We start from the raw sequence: 16,854 nt of genomic DNA, 5'->3' as shown, positions 1-16,854 counted from the left end.
TCGCGTTACGTCTGTCAAGGGGGTACCTATGAGCAGTGACGGCATGGCCGGTCTGGCCAAAGGCCTGTCCGTCCTCGAGGCATTCGGGGCGAAGGCGCCGCGCCTGACCATCAGTGATGCCGCAGGGGCGACCGGGCTCAGCCGGGCGACCGCGCGCCGCTGCCTGATGACCCTCACTGAACTGGGCTACGTCACCTTCGACGGCAAGTTCTTCTCTCCGACCCCCCGCGTGCTCCGCCTGGGGGCCACCTACGAGGAGACCGCGCAGCTGCCACAGCTCGCGCAGCCGCACCTGGCCGCGATCAGGGACACCGTCGACGAATCCGCCTCGCTGGCCGTCCTGCAGGACGGCGCGTCCCTGTTCATCGCCCGCAGCGAGACGACGCGGATGCTCAACACCGGCGTACGCGTCGGGGCCCGGCTCCCCCTCTACGTCTCGGCCACCGGGCACGTCCTGCTGGCCGGACTCACCGACGAGGACGTGGCCGCGCGACTTGCGGAGGCGGAGCTGGTGGCGCGCACACCGACCACGCCGACCCGCCCGGAGGCGATCGCGCAGCGTGTGCGCGAGGCACGCGGCAACGGCTATGCGCTCACCGACGAGGAACTCGAGCTCGGCCTGCGCTCGATCGCGGTCCCGGTCCTCGACTCCTCCGGCGCCACGGTCGCCGCCCTCTCGGTCAGCGTCGCCGCGGCCCGGGTCTCCGTCGCCGAACTGCGGACGCGTTTCCTTCCGGTCGTCCAGGAGCACGCGCGCCTGCTCGGTCGGCAGCTTTGAGCGGCCATCCGGGGCGGTACGGGGTGGTGACTGGCGATCGGCACGCGGTCGAAGACGTTCATGGTGTGGGCGACCCGGGCCCGGGTGGGTACGCGGACGGCCAGGGGGAGTTCGTCGCGCCCTTCGCCGGGGCAACCGAGGAGTCCCGGGGTGCAGGGGCTGGTTGCGGACGGTGACGGTGCCCTGGAGAGCGACGAGCGCGTACTCCCCGTCGGGGCGCAGGGGGACCGTGGCCGGGGCCGGCGGGTTTCATCCGACGCCGACGAGCGGGGTGTCGTAGCGTGCCGGGCTGACCGGGTCGCCGAAGTCGCCGTCTTCCGGTGACCGGAGGACCGCCAGAGGGCGCGGCTTGCCTCCCACGCACCCGCGGGCGCTTGTGCCCACCTGACGTGCGGTCCACGTGGAGGTGCCTGCTTGAACGTGCGGCAAGAGAAGGCGACCCCCGCCGGCCGGCGGGGGTCGCTCGGATCCGCGACGGTCCGTCGGCCGCACCCCGTTGTACGGCCGACGGACCGCCGCTGGTCCCCTCCTGGAACGGGCCGGGTCAGGCGGCGGCGAGGCCGGCCTTGAGGCCGGACGCGATCTTGACGACGCGCTCGGCCTGGACCCGGGCGGCGGTGCGGGTGGTGTCGTCGACCGGGTTGTTGCCCTGGGCGTCGACGTGCGAGGTGCCGTAGGGGTTGCCGTCGGCGAACTTGGCGGGGTCGGTGTAGCCGGGGGCGACCACGATGCCGCCGAAGTGGTGGACGGAGTTGTACAGCGCGAGCAGGGTGCTCTCCTGGCCGCCGTGGGCGGTGGAGGAGGCGGTGAAGCCGCTGTAGACCTTGTCGGCGAGCTTGCCCTGGGCCCACAGGCCGCCGAGGGTGTCGATGAACTGCTTGAGCTGCGAGGCGATGTTGCCGAAGCGGGTGGGCGAACCGAAGATCACGGCGTCGGCCCACTCGATGTCGGCCGGGGTGGCGACGGGGACGTCGGCGGTGGCGGCGGCGTTGGCGGCCCAGGCGGGGTTGGAGTCGATGGCGGATTGCGGGGCCAGCTCGGCGGCCTTGAGCAGACGGACCTCGGCGCCGGCCTTCTCCGCCGCCTCGGCGATCTCCTTGCCGATTGCGGCGACGACGCCGGTGGAGGAGTAGTAGACGACGGCGAGCTTGGTCGGGGTGCTCACGGCGGCGGTCTCCGTTCGGTTGGGGGTGTTCGATCGGTTGCGACTGAAGATGCCCATGACAGGTTTCGTTTCTTGACGAGCACCCAGTGCCGGGTGCTGGTTGAACCGTAAACCATCTTGCGGGTGGCCGTGCCTCCGGCCTGTGAGGTGATCGCGAGCGTGGATGTGGTATAGCGTTCAACTAAATTGTTGGTGATCCGCCTCCACCGACAACAAGGGCATCTCCGGGGCGACCGCGCTCGGTGTCAATCCCCACCCCATGGGCCCCGGCGCGCCGGGGCCCATGGGGACGTCGTCGAGGACAGGTTTCACTCCGAGGACGGCTGCTCGGTTCCAGGCATGCGGAGGGCACGGGGCGTCAGGAACCGTGAACAGTCGTTCGACGGCGACTGGTGCGCGACGATCGGCCGGCAGGCCCGCAGTGCGTGATGTCGTTTGCCCCCGCGTTCAGTGGGCTGTGTGTCGGCGGAGGTACTGGCTGACCAGCTCGTTGAACTCCTCGGCGCGTTCGACCTGGGACCAGTGCCCGCACCGGCTGAAGAGGTGCGCGTCGGCGCGCGGCATGGCGTTCAGGAGTTCCCACGTCCGCGAGACCGGGATGACCACGTCCTGCATGCCGTGGACCAACAGCACGGGTATGTCCAGACCGGAGAGCGCGTCGAGGTCGAGCGGCAGTACGTCCCGGTCCCGGTCGCGGGCGGCCACGACCTCCCGCAGCCGGCTCGACGCGCTGTCGTTCAGGGCCGCCTGATAGCGCAGGCCGACCAGTTCGTCGGTGACCAGGTCCGTGTCCACGACGAACTGTTCCAGGGTGCGGCGGATGCCGGCCGGAGACAGCTCCGGCTTGGCATGGCCCGCCAGCGCCGCGGTCTTCCTCGCTCCTCCGGTGCCCATCGAGACGATGCCCAGGAGACGCTCGGGGGCGTCGATGGCGAGTTGCAGGGCGACCCAGCCGCCGATCGAGTTGCCGACGATCCAGGTCTTGTCGATGCCCAACGCGTCGAGGACGCGCAGCGCGTGCCGTCCCCACTCCCGGATGCCGTACGCGGTGCCCGGGGCCACGACGGTCTGGCCGTAGCCGATGGAGTCGATGGCGACGCACCGCCCCTGCCCCGCCAGGTGCGGCAGGTTCAGCCACCAGTTGGCGGCGGCGGTGACACCCGTCCCGGAGCCGTGCAGGAAGAGGACCGGGGGCCCTTCGCCGAGTTCGTGGTAGTGGGTGAGCTCGCCTTCGCCGGTGGGCAACCACTTGTCTTCGAGCCCGAAGAAGTCGGCGGTCCGGTACTCGGGGATCCGGGTGGCGGTCATCGGCATTCCTTTCACGTGTTGTTCCGCGACGGCCGAGGTGCTGCTCCCGGCCGGCGGGTGAGCTTCTCGATGACGGCGTGCACGCCCACGACGCCGTTCACCATCTGGGTCACACGGACGTCCGCGGCGATGGAGCAGAGGCTGTAGGCCTCTTCCGGGTCGAGCCCTTCCTCGATCAGCCAGTCCACCAGGTCGTCCACCGCGTCACGCGCGGCTTCCTCAAGGCTCCTGCCGAAGCCGGTGGAGACGAAATGGGTCCCGGTCTCGGCCCGGGGCGTACGCAGCCGCCGCGGTCCCCGTTCCACCGTGAACCGCAACCGGACATGGTCCATGCCGGTTTCGATGGCGGTCTGGTTCACTTCGCCGTCTCCTTGGACCGCGTGGCCGTCGCCGCAGTAGAAGCCGGCGCCGTCCCGGAAGACGGGCAGCCTCAGACGGGAACCGACGACGAGTACCGAAAGGTCCATGTTGCCGCCGAAGCAGCCGGGTTCCACCGTGCTCCGCGGACCGTCCTCGGCCGGTGCCACGCCCATGATGCCCAGGAACGGTTTGAGGGGTACGCGCACACGGCCCCCGAGGGTGGTGGTCATGGACTCGCGGTCCAGAGCGAAATGGCGGATCGTTCCCGAGGGGAACCGGTCGCGGAGGACACCCCGGCCGCGGGGGTGGGCCACCACCAGGTTGAACCCGTGCGCCGCCGGAGTGAGCGCCAGCACGTCCACCGCCAGGGTGTCGCCGGGACGCGCTCCGCGCACGTGGATGGGGCCGGTGAGGGAGTGGGGCCCGAGAGCCTCGGGGAAGGCTGCCCGCAGGGCCGGGAAATCCTCCATGACCGTGTCCGGTGTCACCTTGTCGCCCCAGTGTCCCCAGGTCGACAGAGTGACTTCGTCACCCGGGTCGATGGTGAGCACCGGCGGGGCGGCCGGGTCGATCACGCCGACCCGAACGGTGTCCGGTCCGGCGGGGAGGTCGTGGACGCGGTGCCCGGGCCCCGGCGAGACGGCCGGGGCCGGGCAGAGAGACTCCCGCGTCACGCCTGGCCCGCCTCGTCCGGGCCGGGTGCCGGTTCGCGGCGGATCGAGGCCAGCAGATGCTGGACCGCGCTGGTGGCGCCGGACTTGTTGTTGGCGAAGAGGATCCGGGCGAACTGCGCCCCGAGGTAGGGGTGGAAGCCCAGGTCGTAGAGGGTGCGGAAGTCCCGTTCCTCGATGGCGGTGCGTTCGGCGGCGGTCAGCTCGTAGCGGTCGAGTACGGCCGACTCGTCGTTTTCGAACTCCTGGCGCAGGTCGGCGTTCCACTTGAGGTCCTGCACGAGGTCGTGGGAGACGAGGGCGCGGTTGATGCCGTCCAGACTCATGGTGCTCTCCTTTCAGCGTCCGGCCGGCGCCGACGTCATGTCCCAGCTGACGGCACCGATGCCACAGCGCCACTTGTCCCAGGCGGTGTAGCCGAGGACGTCGCAGTGCCGTTCACCGATGGCGCCCATGACGAGGATCCAGCTCAGCAGTTCCTCGGTGCCGCCGCTGCCGGCCTCCGCCAGCCGCTGTGGGGTGACCTCCTCCAGGACCTTGTCGTGGTTCCCGTTCCCGAGCAGGCCGAGGAACCAGTTGTCGAAGTCCTCGTCGATCCAGAAGTCCCGTACACCACCCGGCTCGTGGCTCATGCCGCCGGTGGCGAAGAGGCCGACGCGCAGGTCGGGCGGCAGGTCGTGCTCGATGAGATCGGCCAGGTGCCGGCCGATCTCATAGCAGCGGTGCTGGTCGGGGAAAGGGGGAACCGTGACGTTCTGGAGGATGGGGATGATCGGAACGCCGCTGGCCTCGATCCCGGTCTTCACCACCGGCACCGAGATGTTGTCGTCGAAGTGGAGATTCTCGCGGGTCGCGGAGACGCGCACGCCCCGTTGGTTCAGACCGTTGAGGATCCGCTCGGCGATGTCCGGGCGGCCCGGGACCGTGTAGTCGCCGCACGCCAGCCAGTCCTTGAAGAATTCGGCCGGACCGTGGTGCTCGGGGGCCATCCCGACGATGAAGTCCGGGTATGAGCGGATGCGATTGTTGGCCATGTGGTCGTTGGCGACCATGATGAGCACATCGAGGTCGGCCGCGCGGATCTGTCGTTCCAGCGAACCGTAGGCCGAGCTGACCACCCGCTGTGACGCGAGCGGTGCCTGTTCGAACATGCCGACCAGGCCCGGGGCGTGGCTCGCGGCCACGGCGAGGCTGACGTGTGCCATGAGGTGTCCTTCCTTGCTCGAAAGCGGGTGGGTCAGCCCGCGGCGCGCAGGTGCCGGGTCTCGTCCTGCCGCTCTTCCAGGGTGTCCGGGTCGATGGCGACCCCGTAGACGGTGCGGGCGGCGTCGATCGAGACCACGCCTTCGCGCACGTCCCGCACCACCAGTTCGGCGGGCCGCAGGCGCGGATCGCCGAACCCGCCGCCACCGCTCGCGACGACCTCGAAGACGTCGCCCTTGTTCAGGGTGTAGAAGGAGTTGGACGCGACCTCGACGGGCTCGGCGCCGGCGCGGGTCAGGGTCAGGCTCTGGACGATGCCGGGCCTGCCGCCGAGCAGCCCCACGGGCGCCGTCTCGGGCATGAAGCCGCTGCCGTAGGTCGCGCAGGCGATGCCGTCGGCCAGCACCCGCCACCGGTATCGAACACCGAGGCCGCCGCGCCACTGGCCGCCCCCCGCGCTGTCGGGGAGGTACTCGAGCTCCTCCAGCAGGTAGGGCGTGTCCAGCTCGTGCAGCTCGGGGTCCGGGGCCCGCAGTCCGCCCAGGGTGTTCGACGGCGAGAGGTGGTCCCAGCCGTCGAAGCCCTCGGTGGCACCGCTGCCGCCCTTGCCCAGGAAGTGCAGGTCGCCGAAGTGACGCCCGGTGCGGGGGTTCATCCCCATGGTGGCGGGCGTGCACCAGCGGGCCCAGCCGGCGTGGGCGAGGCCGGGAACGGCCTGGGAGAGAGCCACCCAGACCGCCGAGGCGATGGCCTCACAGGTCGGGACCGTACACGCGGCGACGGGCGCCGGGTCAAGGGGGTTGGCGAGGGAACCGGCCGGGGCGATCACGTCGATCGGTTCGATCGCACCGGCGTTGTAGCGGATGTCCGGGTCGATGCAGCCGAACAAGGCCAGATGCGCCGAGGAGACGGTGTTGGCGATCGTGCTGTTGATGAAGCCCTTCGCCTGCTCGTCGCTCTCACCGAAGTCGAAGGTCAGGCGCTCACCGTCGACCTTGAGGGTCAGGGCGATCCGGTAGGAGCGGTCCCGGTCGATGCCGTCGTTGTCGAGCAGTGCCTCGGCGCTGTACTCGCCGTCGGGAATCTCGGCCACCGCCGCGCGGACCTGACGTGCGCTCGCCCGCATCAGTTCGTCGGTGGCGTCGCGGATGGTCTGGGGCCCGTACTTCTCCAGGAGTGCCCGGAGCCGGCGCTCGCCGATCGCGGTGGCGCCGATCTGGCAGTTCAGCACGCTCTCGACGAGGGCGCGCATCCGCACGTTGCCGAGGATGAGTTCCCACACGTCACGCCGCAGCTCGCCCTTCTCGACGACGCGGGCCGGGGGGATCCGTATGCCCTCCTCCAGGACGTCCCGGGCTCCGGGGTTGAACCCGACGACGCCGCCACCCCCGACGTCGGCGTTGTGCCCCTTGGTCGTGGCCCAGAAGGCCAGCTCACCGTTCCAGAAGACCGGCCTGGCGATGGTGATGTCGGGCAGGTGCGAGCCGCCGTCGAACGGATCGTTGTGAATGAAGATGTCCCCGTCGTTCACATCGTCACCGAAGAACTCCGCGATGGCGCGCAGGGCGAACGGTGTCGCCCCGCCGATGACGGGAATGTAGTGGGTCTGGGCGAGCAGCCGGCAGTCCGCGCTGAAGATCGACGTCGCGAAGTCGCGGGCTTCCACGAAGATGGGTGAGCGCGAGGTGCGCAGCATCGTCTGGCCCATCTCGCTGGTGATGCCGTCCAGAGCGCTGCCGATCACGGCGACGAGAATGGGGTGGGCCGGGGGGTGCGTCGGTGTCATCTGCTTGATTCCCTTCAGGCCGGTCGCTGCGCCGGCTCGATGACGTAGTTGCCCTGCGAGTCCACCGTCATGGCGTAGCCCTCGAGGAGGACGACGGTGGTGGTGGGCTGCTCGATGATCGCGGGGCCGAGGACGCGGTTGTCACGACGCAGGGCGAGGCCGTCGTAGACGTCGGTCCGGAGGGGAGAGCCGGAGAAGATCGCCTCGCGTGCGCCCTTGCGCGCCGCGGAGGGGTCCTCGCCCGCGGAGGCGTGGTCGGCGAGGGCGGGTTTGACGGTGCGGCCCAACGAGGTGAGGCGCACGTTGATGAGCTCGGTGGCCTCGCCGGGCATGGTGTAACCGTTGAGCGCCTCGTGCTTCTTCTCGAAGTCGGTGACCAACTGCTTCAGCGATTCCGGGGTGAGGCCGTCGTCGAAGGCCAGGGGGACCTCGATCTCGGTGAACTGGCCGATGTACCGCACGTCGGCGCTGAAGACGAGGTCGATCGCGTCGTCTTCCACGTTTTCGGAGCGCAGCGTCTCGATGGCCTCGTCACGCATCTCCCGGTACAGCTCGCCGACCCGGTCCGGATCCAGGGAGTCCATGTCCGAGACGAAGGTGCGCGCGTACAGGTGTTTGAGGTCGGTCAGCAGGGTGCCCACCGCGCAGAAGACCGACGACTCGCGAGGGACGATGATGCGGCTGATGCCCAGTTCCTGCGCGATCGGCACGGCGTGGATCGGGCCGGCGCCGCCGGCGACCACCATGGTGAACTCGCGGGGGTCGACACCGCGCTTGACCGAGACGGCGCTGACGGCCTCGGCCATGGTCGCGTTCACCACGTGGTAGATGCCCTCGACCGCTTCGGTGACCGAGAGACCCAGTGGTTTCGCGACCTTCTCCTCCACGGCCCTGCGGGCCGCTTCGACGTCCAGGGTGAAGGCACCGTCCCCGAACAGGTCCGGGTTCAGGTAGCCCATGAGGAGGTCGGCGTCGGTGGTCGTGGGATTCTCGCCGCCGCGGCCGTAGCAGGCGGGGCCCGGGTTGGCGGTGGCGCTTTGCGGACCGACCCGCAGGATGCCGCCGGAGTCCACCCACACCAGTGAACCGCCCCCCGCACCCACGGTGTGGATATCCAGCATGGGCAGGGCGACGCGGTATCCGCCGATCTCGCTGTCGCTGGTGAGCAGCGACTCGCCGTCGCGTACCAGCGCGACGTCGAAGCTGGTTCCTCCCATGTCGACGGTGATGACGTCCTCGGAGCCGTGCCGACGGGCGTACTGGAGGGCCGCCCCCGGCCCGGCCGCCGGGCCGGACATGAGCGCGTTGACCGCTGAATCGCTGGCGATCTCGGGCGACATCACGCCGCCGTTGGACTGCACGATGAGCAGGGTTCCGCCGAAGCCGCGGTCCGCCAGCTGCTGCTCGATGTTCGCCAGGTAGTGGCGCAGCTTGGGTCCGACGAAGGCGTTCAGCACCGTTGTGCTGTGCCGTTCGTAGGCGCGGATCTGGGGCACCACGTCGCTGGAGATGGTGATGAAGGCGCCGGGAAGTTCCTCGCGCAGGATGTCCGCGGTGCGCTGTTCGTGGGCGGGGGCCAGGAAGGACCACAGGTAGGAGACGGCGACCGCCTCGACGCCCTGCTCGCGGAACCGGCGTGCCGCCGCGCGCACGTCGTCCTCGTGCAGCGGCACGAGTTCGTTCCCGCAGACGTCGATCCGCTCGCGAACCGTGGCGATGAACTCGCGGGGGACGAGCGGAGACGGCGGCGCGTACTTCGAGTCGTTCTGGCGCTCGCGGATGCCGCGACGCATGTTCAGCAGGTCACGGAAGCCGTGCGTGGTGACGAACCCGGTCCTCGCCCCCTGACGGGTCAGGACGGCGTTGGTGGCGATCGTCGTGCCGTGGACGATCGTGGACACCCCGCCCAGGAAGTCTTCCAACGACTCGCCGAAACTGTCGGCCGCCTTGGTCAGTCCGTTCAGCAGGCCGACGGAGGGGTCCTGCGGGGTGGTGGGGGACTTGTAGATGCGAGACTCGCCGTCTCCCTCGACCACGAAGAGGTCGGTGAAAGTACCTCCGATGTCGATTCCGATCCGTCGACTGGCCTTGTTGCCTGTTTCCGCCATCGAGAAGACTCCATTGCCTTGAACCGGGGCGCGCTGGAGGACGTGGAGCGCATCGGGGCAATTGCGGCTCACGTGAAAAGCGCAGCAGTGCGAAACGAATCCGAGATTTCCCCGAAGGGGGGTGTTTCCGTGACCGTAGCCCTCGCCACATTCGCCGACAACGCACTGTTCGGCTCAGCCGAACAGCCGTCGAGGGCACCACCTCGGGGAGCGGTACGACGCGGGGGGTCAGGTCACGGTGCGTGCTCGGAGAGCCGCCGGGCCGCCTCCAGCACGGCGCGGGCGTACACGTCCGCGTGGTCGGGCAGCCGGTATTCGAGGAAACTCATGCTCAGTGCCCACGACACGTCGCCGTGCCGATTGCTGATCGGTGCGGCGACACAGCACATGCCTTCGACGGCTTCCTCGACGTCCAGGGCGTAGCCACGCTCCCGGACCGATGACAGCTCTGCCTCCAGCGCCGAGAGCGTGGTGAGGGAACGGTCCGTGAGGGACCTCATCTCGCCGTAGACACCACGGAGCTCACCGGGGGAGAGGTAGGCGAGCAGGACCTTGCCGGCCGCGGTGCAGTGCGCCGGGAGCCGTTCGCCCACTCGGGTCGCGTTGACCCGGACCCCGTTACGCGGAGCGATCTTCTCCAGGTAGACGACCTCGCCGTGATAGCGGGACGCCAGCTGGACCGTCTCGTGGTGGGTGTCGACCAGGTCGCACATCTCGGACCAGGCCGGACCGGAGATCTCCGAGGTCATCCGCGCGCGGAGTCCCAGTTGGAAGGAGTGCCACCCGAGCCGGTAGCGGCCGCGTCCCGTACGGCGCAGGAGGCCGAGGGCGGCCATGCTCTGCATGTAGTCCCAGACCGTCGTCTTGGGGAGGCCGAGCGTGCGGCACACGTCGCTGACCGTCCACTCGGGGGCGTCGGACGAGAAGAGGTCCAGTATCCGCACAGCCCGTTCGAGACCGTCGATCACGCCGCCGCCCTTACCCGCATGATCGGTAGCATACCGGGCGCGGTTTCCCCCGGCGTCGGCGTCGGCGCCGGGACGGCCGCCGTTCCGGCCGGGGCGGGAGCAGGGCGCCGACGCGGTGGCGGTCCTCGCGCCGGACGGCCGGGTCCGGTGGATCTCCTGGAGCCGTGCCGGGGGGCGGGCTCGCGAGCAGCGCCTGCCGGCCGGAGGACCGCGGAAACCCCGGACGCCGCAGCCGTGCCGTCCCCGCCGGCGGTCGGCGCCGGTCAGGCGGGGCGGAGGGCGTCGGCGTCACGCGTGGGCGGCGTCCCCGTGGCCGACGGGCCGGGCACGGGCACCTGGCCGACGGGCCGGGACGGGGCGGCGGGCCACGGCGGCGCCGGCGCGGGCCGATAAGAGACCTCTCGGGTACGCGCCTCGCTGCTGCCGCGGGCGGGACGTGCCGGCCGTCGAGGTCCGGCACGTCCCGTCGGGCACTTCGGGCCGCGTGGGCCGTGCGCGCGGCGGGCCGCGACCGTCAGTTGCCCCAGACCACCGGGTTGTCCTGGTAGCCGTCGCCCTTGTCGAACTCGGCGGCGGCCACCGGCGCGGTCTTCGTGGCGGACAGCGAGCAGGTCTCGAACGAGGCGCCCTTGGTCGTGAAGTCGGCCGGCGCGGACTTGTTGTCGCACTTGTCCGGGAGGCCGCCGATCAGGATGACACCGGTGCCGCCGCCGCCCTCCAGCACACCGTCCAGCTTGAGGGAGGAGTACGACAGGTCGGTGCCGCCGACGTTCTCCACCTTCATCCTGATGAAGTACGGCGTCATGCCCTTCGCCTTGTCGCCGAACTTGGCCATGTCGGCCTCGGCGCCCTTCTCGATCTCCGTGACGGTGACGGCGATGGTGCCCGTCTTCGACGTCCCATAGGTGAACGGAAGGACGGCCCGGTCGCCGATCTTGAGCTTCGTGCCCGGCTTCGTGACGTCCCCGGCGGCCGGGGCGTCCTCCTCTTCCTTGCCCTCGTCCGGTGCCGGACTCCGCTCCTGCGGCGTGGACGACGCCTCGGCCGACGCCGTGGGCGTCTCCTTCGCCGGCGCTCCCTCGTCGCCCCCGTCGTCGCAGGCCGTGAGGCCGAGTCCGACGGTGGCCAGGGTGGCCACGAGTGCGATACGTGTCTTGCGCATGTTTCCCCCGCTTGCTGGTGACGCTGACTTCGCTGGTGACGCGTCCCGACGGCCGAACCGCGGTCGCCGGGTCGGCGGCCGGACACGGGAGGTCGTGCATGGCATTACCCCTCGTGCCCGGTATTCCGATGGAATGTAATCATCATCCTGTGAGAAAGGGAAAGCCCCCGCTGTCTCGGGTGTAACGGTTCCCCAGGTCTCCCGCGGCCCGCGGCGCATCGCCCGCCCGCTCCGGCCGGCGTCGCCCCAGCGGCGGCGCTCCGCACCTCGCTCGCACCCGCGAGGCCCCCTTGGCTCTGACTCCCCGCTCCGTGATCCTGCTGGTACGTCACCCCGAGACGGGTAGATTCGCCGCTCGGACACGAGGCCGCAGACAGGGGGACTGGCACGTGGGCTGGCGAGAGGAGATCGCTACCGCGCTCGGGGAGTGGATCAGCCTGGAAGGCGGTGTCGGCAAGGAGCCCCGATGGCAACGTGTCGGCAGGGCGGCCCGCACGGGGGACGCCGGCCGGTACGTCGTCGACCTCCGTGGCTCCGACATCGGCCCGGACCAACTCGACAGCCTGCGACTCGCCGGACCGGAGAGCCACGACATCGAGACGAACGGCTTCGCGGTCTCGGAGACGGTCCAGAGCGGCTCGCTGCTGAGTGTGCGGGTGGCCGAGTTCGCCGACGTGACCGACCCGCACTTATGGGTGCTGAAGCAGCCGCCCACGTTCCTCGTCGAAGCTCTGCGCAACGGGATCTCCGGTCTGGGCGAGCACCCTCTGGCGGCAGCCCTCGCGGCCGGCGCCATCGGGGGCAGGCCGGCGCCGGCCGCGGACCCGCCCGGATTCCACCCGGCGCAGGGCGACGCGTACCGCGCCTGCCTCGGCGAGGGGGTGCACCTGGTGTGGGGCCCTCCGGGTACCGGGAAGACCACCGTGCTGAAGCGGGCGATCGGCGACCTCATGGCACGGGGCGATCGCGTCCTGCTCGTCTCGGCCACGAACATCGCCGTCGACAACGCCCTGCTCGGAGTGATGCGGGCCAAGCGGCACCACCCCGGTCACATCGTCCGGGTGGGGCCACCCCATCTGCGGGAGGTGGCCGAGGACCCCTCGGTGTCGCTGCCGCTGATGGTCAAGGCACGCTTGACGGAGGCGGCGGCCCGACGCGACGCCCTCGAAGCCGACCTCGTCGCGATCAAGCACCGGGCCGAACAGCTCGCCGCCCTGGACGGAGGCCTGGCCGGGTTCGACTCCTCCGCCTACTTCGCGGCACTGAAGCTGCTCCGCACACCCGGTGGGGATCTCGCGTCAACGCGGTCACGGCAAGAGGCGGCCGGCCGGCGCCTGACCGACGCCGAGTCGGTGTTCCGCGACGCGGTCGCCGCGGCCGAGACCGCCGCGGCCCGGGACAAGGCCGCGGAGGAGTCACGAGAGCGGTGGAGCCAAGTCGACCGCCTGTCCGAGGACATGGTCCGGGTGCGGGAGGCGGCGGAACTCCGTGAGGCAGCCGCGCTGCTGGCGGAAGGCGCCTGCGACACCCTGCGCCGGGAACTCGAGGACATGGAGGGCAAGGGCGCCGTGAGGAAGTGGCGTCTGCGGGAAAGGGCCGGCGAGCTGCGGCGCCGGCTCGCCGAGGCCGAGCGGGCCGCCGCGTCCGCCAGACAGTCGGCGACCGGGGCCCGCGCGACGGCTGCCACTCACCTGGGGACCCTCGGCCGGCGGATCACCGCCCTGGTCGACACCATCGCGCTCACCCGCGAACAGACCGCCCGCCTGACCGCCGACGCCACGGCCCGGCGCGCCGCCGAACAGCGGGCCGGACGCCACCGCGACACGTGCGAGGAGGAACTGCTCCAGGCGGAGGAGGCCGCCCGGCGCGCCCGGCGGGCCGGCGAACTGGTCGAGCGGGCGGAGCGGCAGGACTGGCCGGCCCGGTTCGACCTCGCTCGCCGACTGCGCCCGGCAGCCGCCGACGACGCGACCCGGCGGCCTGCCCTGGAGAAGCAGTACCAGGAAGCCCAGGAGACGTACGAGCGCCTCGCTCGTGATGCCGGCAGCGAGATCGTCAAGGGCGCCAGACTGGTCGCCACGACGTTGGCCAGGTTCCGCACGAACCGGGCCGTCTTCGAAGGGCCGTACGACGTCGTCCTGGTGGACGAGGCGGGCGCGGCCACCTTGCCGGAGGTCCTCCTCGCCACGGGCAAGGCCGGCCGGACCGCGGTTCTCCTCGGGGACTTCATGCAACTGGGCGCGGTCATCCCCTCCGAACTCAAGGACCACGGCCGCTCGGACGTCAAACGCTGGCTGCTCCCGGACGTCTTCCGGCACTGCGGAATCGTGGAGCCGACCGACGCCCAGGCTCACCCGGCCTGCGTCACGCTTACCCAACAGCACCGCTTCGGGCCCGCCGTGATGGCCCTGGCCAACGACCTCGCGTACGGCGGCGTCCTCGACGGGGGCGGCCAGACGCGGACGGCACGCCCGACGGACGACCCCGAGATCGTACTGATCGACACGGACGGGCTCCACGAGCTGGCCAGGGCCCACCTGACCGGAAGCCGCAGCGGATGGTGGCCGGCGGGCTCGCTGATCGCACGGGCGCTCGTGGAACTGCACGCCGAGCTCGGGGAGGAGACCGGCATCGTCACCCCCTACCGCGTCCAGGCCGACGCCACGTTGGAGGCGCTGCGGGACGTCGAGGCCCCCGGTGGGGGCGTGCCGGCAGAAGTCGGCACCGCCCACAAGTTCCAGGGTCGCGAGTTCGACGTCGTCGTCTTCGACACGGTGGAAGGCGGACGAGGCAGCCGCGATCTGTGGATGGCCTGCGCGCATCTCCAGCCGGCGGCCGGCGGCTGGCCGAGGGAGGGAGTCCGTCTCTTCAACGTGGCCGTCACCCGGGTCAAGACGCGTCTGTACGTCATCGTCGGCGGCGAACGCGTCAAGAACGCCGCACCGGGAACGGCGTTGGCGCATCTCGCGGCCCGCATCGACTCCCGTCGCGGGGTGCGGGTCCTCCCAGCCAAGACCCTGATCACCCCGACGACCGCGCCGTCCACGTTCCGAGGCGAGTTCGGGACGGCACTCGCCGAGGTGTTGAGCCGGCACGTCGAGGTGACGGAGATCCATGACGAACGCGACTTCTACCGCACGTTCACCGACGAGATCCGCCACGCACGGCACTCCCTGTGGCTCTGGGCGCCCTGGGTGGCAAAACGCCTCGCCTCCCTGCTCCCCGAGCTGCGTGCGGCGGCCGGCCGAGGAGTGCGGATCAACGTCTTCATCCGGGACGACACCGACCAACTCCAGAAGAAGCCCGCCAACCAGAAACTCATCGCCGACCTGCGCACCGTCGCGCACGTGGTCGTTCCGATGAACGTCATGCACCAGAAGATCGCGGTCATCGACGAACGGACGGTCATGATCGGCAGCCTCAACGCCCTGTCCCAGAGCTGGACCCGCGAGGTCATGCTGACGATGCGGGGCGCTCACTTCGCCCGGAGACTGCTGGAGCACGAACACGCCACGGTCTTCGCGGCTCCGCCACGCTGCGGACGGTGCGCAGGCGCGGAGATCGAGATTCGCCGCCGAGGGCACGGCGCGTGGGTGTGGCGCTGCTACTCCGTCGCCTGCAAGACCACGCCGAAGGGCGGGACGAGTGCGTGGACCCAGAACATCCGGCTGAGGCGGGGGAACTGAGAAGCCCGACCCACCGCCGCCGAGCCGCCGGGGGCGGTCAGCGTCCCTCGGCGAGGTCGACGCCGAGCTGCCGGAGGAAGCCGACGTTGTCGTACTGGACCCATTCCTCGGCCAGCCGGCCGTTCTCGTCGTAGCGGAAGAGATTGATCAGTTCGAGCCGCATCGGCCGGCCGTTCGGTGCGATCGTGCCGATGGGGGACGCCTCGAAGGGCGCGGTGAAACGCCCCGACATGCTGGTACGCGAACCGATGTACCCTCCGTCGCTGATGATGGTGCGACGCTCGCATGCGAATCCCTCGAACGCGGCGCGCATGGCCGCGAAGAAGGAACGGAGCTGCCCGTACGTCATGTCGCCGTCGGGGCCGTGGAACACGAAGTCGTCCGCGAAATAGGCGTCCAGCTTCTCGTCGTCGGCCACGGCGATCGCTTCGCGGCCGATGCGCACCAGTGCGCGCGCCCGCTCGTCGTAACGGGTGTCGTCGGGGGAAATGAACTCGCCCATGGGAAAAGCCCTTCAGGGTTGTCGGGGTGTCGCCGCTTTCGACAGTAGGCCCTGGGAACCCCTTTTCGGCCCTGTGTCACATGCAAGGTGCGGTCCCTTCCCATACCGTCTGTGCATGGCTCAGGGCGGCATAGGCGGCATAGGATGAGCCCGTGCCCGAACTCAGCATCCACGCTCTCCGCGTCGTGCGCGCGGTCGCCGCGCACGGTTCCCTGAGCGGCGCGGCTCGCATGCTCGGGTACTCCCAGCCGGCCGTCTCCCGCCAGGTCTCGGCCGCGGAGAAGGCCGCGGGGCAGTCACTGTTCGTGCGCGGCGCGCGCGGCGTCAAGACGACGCCGGCCGGGGAGATCGTCGCCCGGTTCGCCGCCGAGACGCTCGCGGGCCTGGACCGGCTGGACGAACGGCTCGGTGAGCTGACCTCCGGACCACAGGTGCGGGTCCGGGTGGGGGCCTTCCCCGCCGCGAACGCCGCCCTGCTCCCCTTCGCGCTGGCCAGAGTGCTGGAGCGGCGGCCGAGGATGACGTTCGCTCTCACCGAGGCGTCCTCGCCCCAACTCGTGCGCCGGGTCGTCACCAAACGGCTCGACGTCGCGGTCGTGGCCTCCGGACCCGACTTGCCGCAGCCTGCCCTGGAGGGGCTGCGGATCACCCCGTTGCCGGGCGGCGAGCTGATGGTGGGCGTGCCGCGCGGGCACTCACTCTCCGCGGTGGAAGGCGCCGTCCCGGTGAGTGAACTCGCCCACGCGTCGTGGATCGTGGGCAAGGGCGCGGGTGACGAGCCACAGTTCGGCGCGTGGCCCACCCTGACCGATCCGCTCATCGCCTTCCGCACGCGGACCTGGCCCAGCCGTTTCGGACTCGTCGCCGCCGGACTCGGGATCTGCGTCGTCCCGGGCATCCTCGCTCCGGTCGTCCCTCGGAACGTCGCCCTGATGCGTGTGGACGATCCGAACTGGCTCGGACGGCGCATTCTCGCGGTCACCGGGAATGACGGGGTCGAATCGCACGACATCGTGGTCCGGGCCCTGCGGGAACCGTGGGAAGACAAGCAGTGACTTCGGGGAACGGCTCCGGCTTCCCCCGGCCGTGAAGCAGGCGACCCGGACGCCGACACTGACACTGACACTGACGCCGACGCCGTCGACAGGGCGACCGGG

At 70.5% G+C, this 16,854-nt stretch carries 13 protein-coding genes; 3 read left to right on the top strand and 10 right to left on the bottom strand.

What is annotated here, in order from left to right; translation table 11 throughout:
• Nucleotides 1–28: 28 nt before the first annotated feature.
• Nucleotides 29–778: an IclR family transcriptional regulator C-terminal domain-containing protein gene (locus VM636_RS06535; protein ID WP_199809442.1), complete on the top strand. Its 750-nt coding sequence runs from the start codon at nucleotides 29–31 to the stop codon at nucleotides 776–778.
• A gap of 544 nt (nucleotides 779–1,322) precedes the next feature.
• On the opposite strand, the gene wrbA is transcribed toward VM636_RS06535, so the two are convergent.
• From wrbA to VM636_RS06490, 9 genes are all read right to left on the bottom strand, one after another.
• Nucleotides 1,323–1,943, bottom strand: a complete 621-nt coding sequence (gene wrbA / locus VM636_RS06530; protein ID WP_338483801.1) for an NAD(P)H:quinone oxidoreductase — start codon at nucleotides 1,941–1,943, stop codon at nucleotides 1,323–1,325.
• A gap of 447 nt (nucleotides 1,944–2,390) precedes the next feature.
• On the bottom strand, nucleotides 2,391–3,251 hold the full coding sequence (locus tag VM636_RS06525) for an alpha/beta fold hydrolase (protein ID WP_030422508.1): 861 nt from the start codon (nucleotides 3,249–3,251) through the stop codon (nucleotides 2,391–2,393).
• 11 nt (nucleotides 3,252–3,262) lie between these two features.
• On the bottom strand, nucleotides 3,263–4,285 hold the full coding sequence (locus VM636_RS06520; protein ID WP_338483799.1) for an acetamidase/formamidase family protein: 1,023 nt from the start codon (nucleotides 4,283–4,285) through the stop codon (nucleotides 3,263–3,265).
• Nucleotides 4,282–4,608 carry a hypothetical protein gene (locus tag VM636_RS06515; protein ID WP_051821517.1) on the bottom strand — a complete coding sequence of 109 codons (327 nt, stop codon included), beginning with the start codon at nucleotides 4,606–4,608 and terminating at the stop codon, nucleotides 4,282–4,284. Before VM636_RS06515 ends, VM636_RS06520 begins: the two co-directional genes overlap by 4 nt.
• A gap of 12 nt (nucleotides 4,609–4,620) precedes the next feature.
• Entirely contained in the window at nucleotides 4,621–5,487 is an 867-nt protein-coding gene (locus VM636_RS06510; RefSeq protein ID WP_030422505.1) for a hypothetical protein, read from the bottom strand.
• Nucleotides 5,488–5,519: 32 nt separating this feature from the next.
• A complete protein-coding gene (locus VM636_RS06505; protein WP_053914432.1) occupies nucleotides 5,520–7,271 on the bottom strand; it encodes a hydantoinase B/oxoprolinase family protein in 1,752 nt (583 codons plus the stop codon).
• A 14-nt stretch (nucleotides 7,272–7,285) separates the two neighbouring features.
• A complete protein-coding gene (locus VM636_RS06500; RefSeq protein WP_053914433.1) occupies nucleotides 7,286–9,379 on the bottom strand; it encodes a hydantoinase/oxoprolinase family protein in 2,094 nt (697 codons plus the stop codon).
• 233 nt (nucleotides 9,380–9,612) lie between these two features.
• The gene (locus tag VM636_RS06495; protein ID WP_037859424.1) at nucleotides 9,613–10,347 is read right to left on the bottom strand and encodes an IclR family transcriptional regulator; all 735 of its coding nucleotides are present in this window, start codon (nucleotides 10,345–10,347) and stop codon (nucleotides 9,613–9,615) included.
• 514 nt (nucleotides 10,348–10,861) lie between these two features.
• Nucleotides 10,862–11,509 carry a hypothetical protein gene (locus VM636_RS06490; RefSeq protein ID WP_030422501.1) on the bottom strand — a complete coding sequence of 216 codons (648 nt, stop codon included), beginning with the start codon at nucleotides 11,507–11,509 and terminating at the stop codon, nucleotides 10,862–10,864.
• 389 nt (nucleotides 11,510–11,898) lie between these two features.
• Here VM636_RS06490 and VM636_RS06485 point away from each other — a divergent pair, with 389 nt between their 5' ends.
• Entirely contained in the window at nucleotides 11,899–15,195 is a 3,297-nt protein-coding gene (locus VM636_RS06485) for an AAA domain-containing protein (protein ID WP_338483793.1), read from the top strand.
• Nucleotides 15,196–15,232: 37 nt separating this feature from the next.
• On the opposite strand, the gene VM636_RS06480 is transcribed toward VM636_RS06485, so the two are convergent.
• Nucleotides 15,233–15,697: an ester cyclase gene (locus tag VM636_RS06480; RefSeq protein ID WP_030422499.1), complete on the bottom strand. Its 465-nt coding sequence runs from the start codon at nucleotides 15,695–15,697 to the stop codon at nucleotides 15,233–15,235.
• Between the two features lie 152 nt (nucleotides 15,698–15,849).
• Here VM636_RS06480 and VM636_RS06475 point away from each other — a divergent pair, with 152 nt between their 5' ends.
• Complete coding sequence (locus tag VM636_RS06475; RefSeq protein ID WP_338483790.1) at nucleotides 15,850–16,752, top strand: LysR family transcriptional regulator; 903 nt, start codon at nucleotides 15,850–15,852, stop codon at nucleotides 16,750–16,752.
• The last annotated feature ends 102 nt before the right edge of the window (nucleotides 16,753–16,854 follow it).

Source organism: Streptomyces sp. SCSIO 75703, from assembly GCF_036607905.1.
GTDB lineage: Bacteria > Actinomycetota > Actinomycetes > Streptomycetales > Streptomycetaceae > Streptomyces.
Note: the sequence above shows the minus strand (reverse complement) of the source record. Positions and strands in the feature narration are given on the sequence as shown.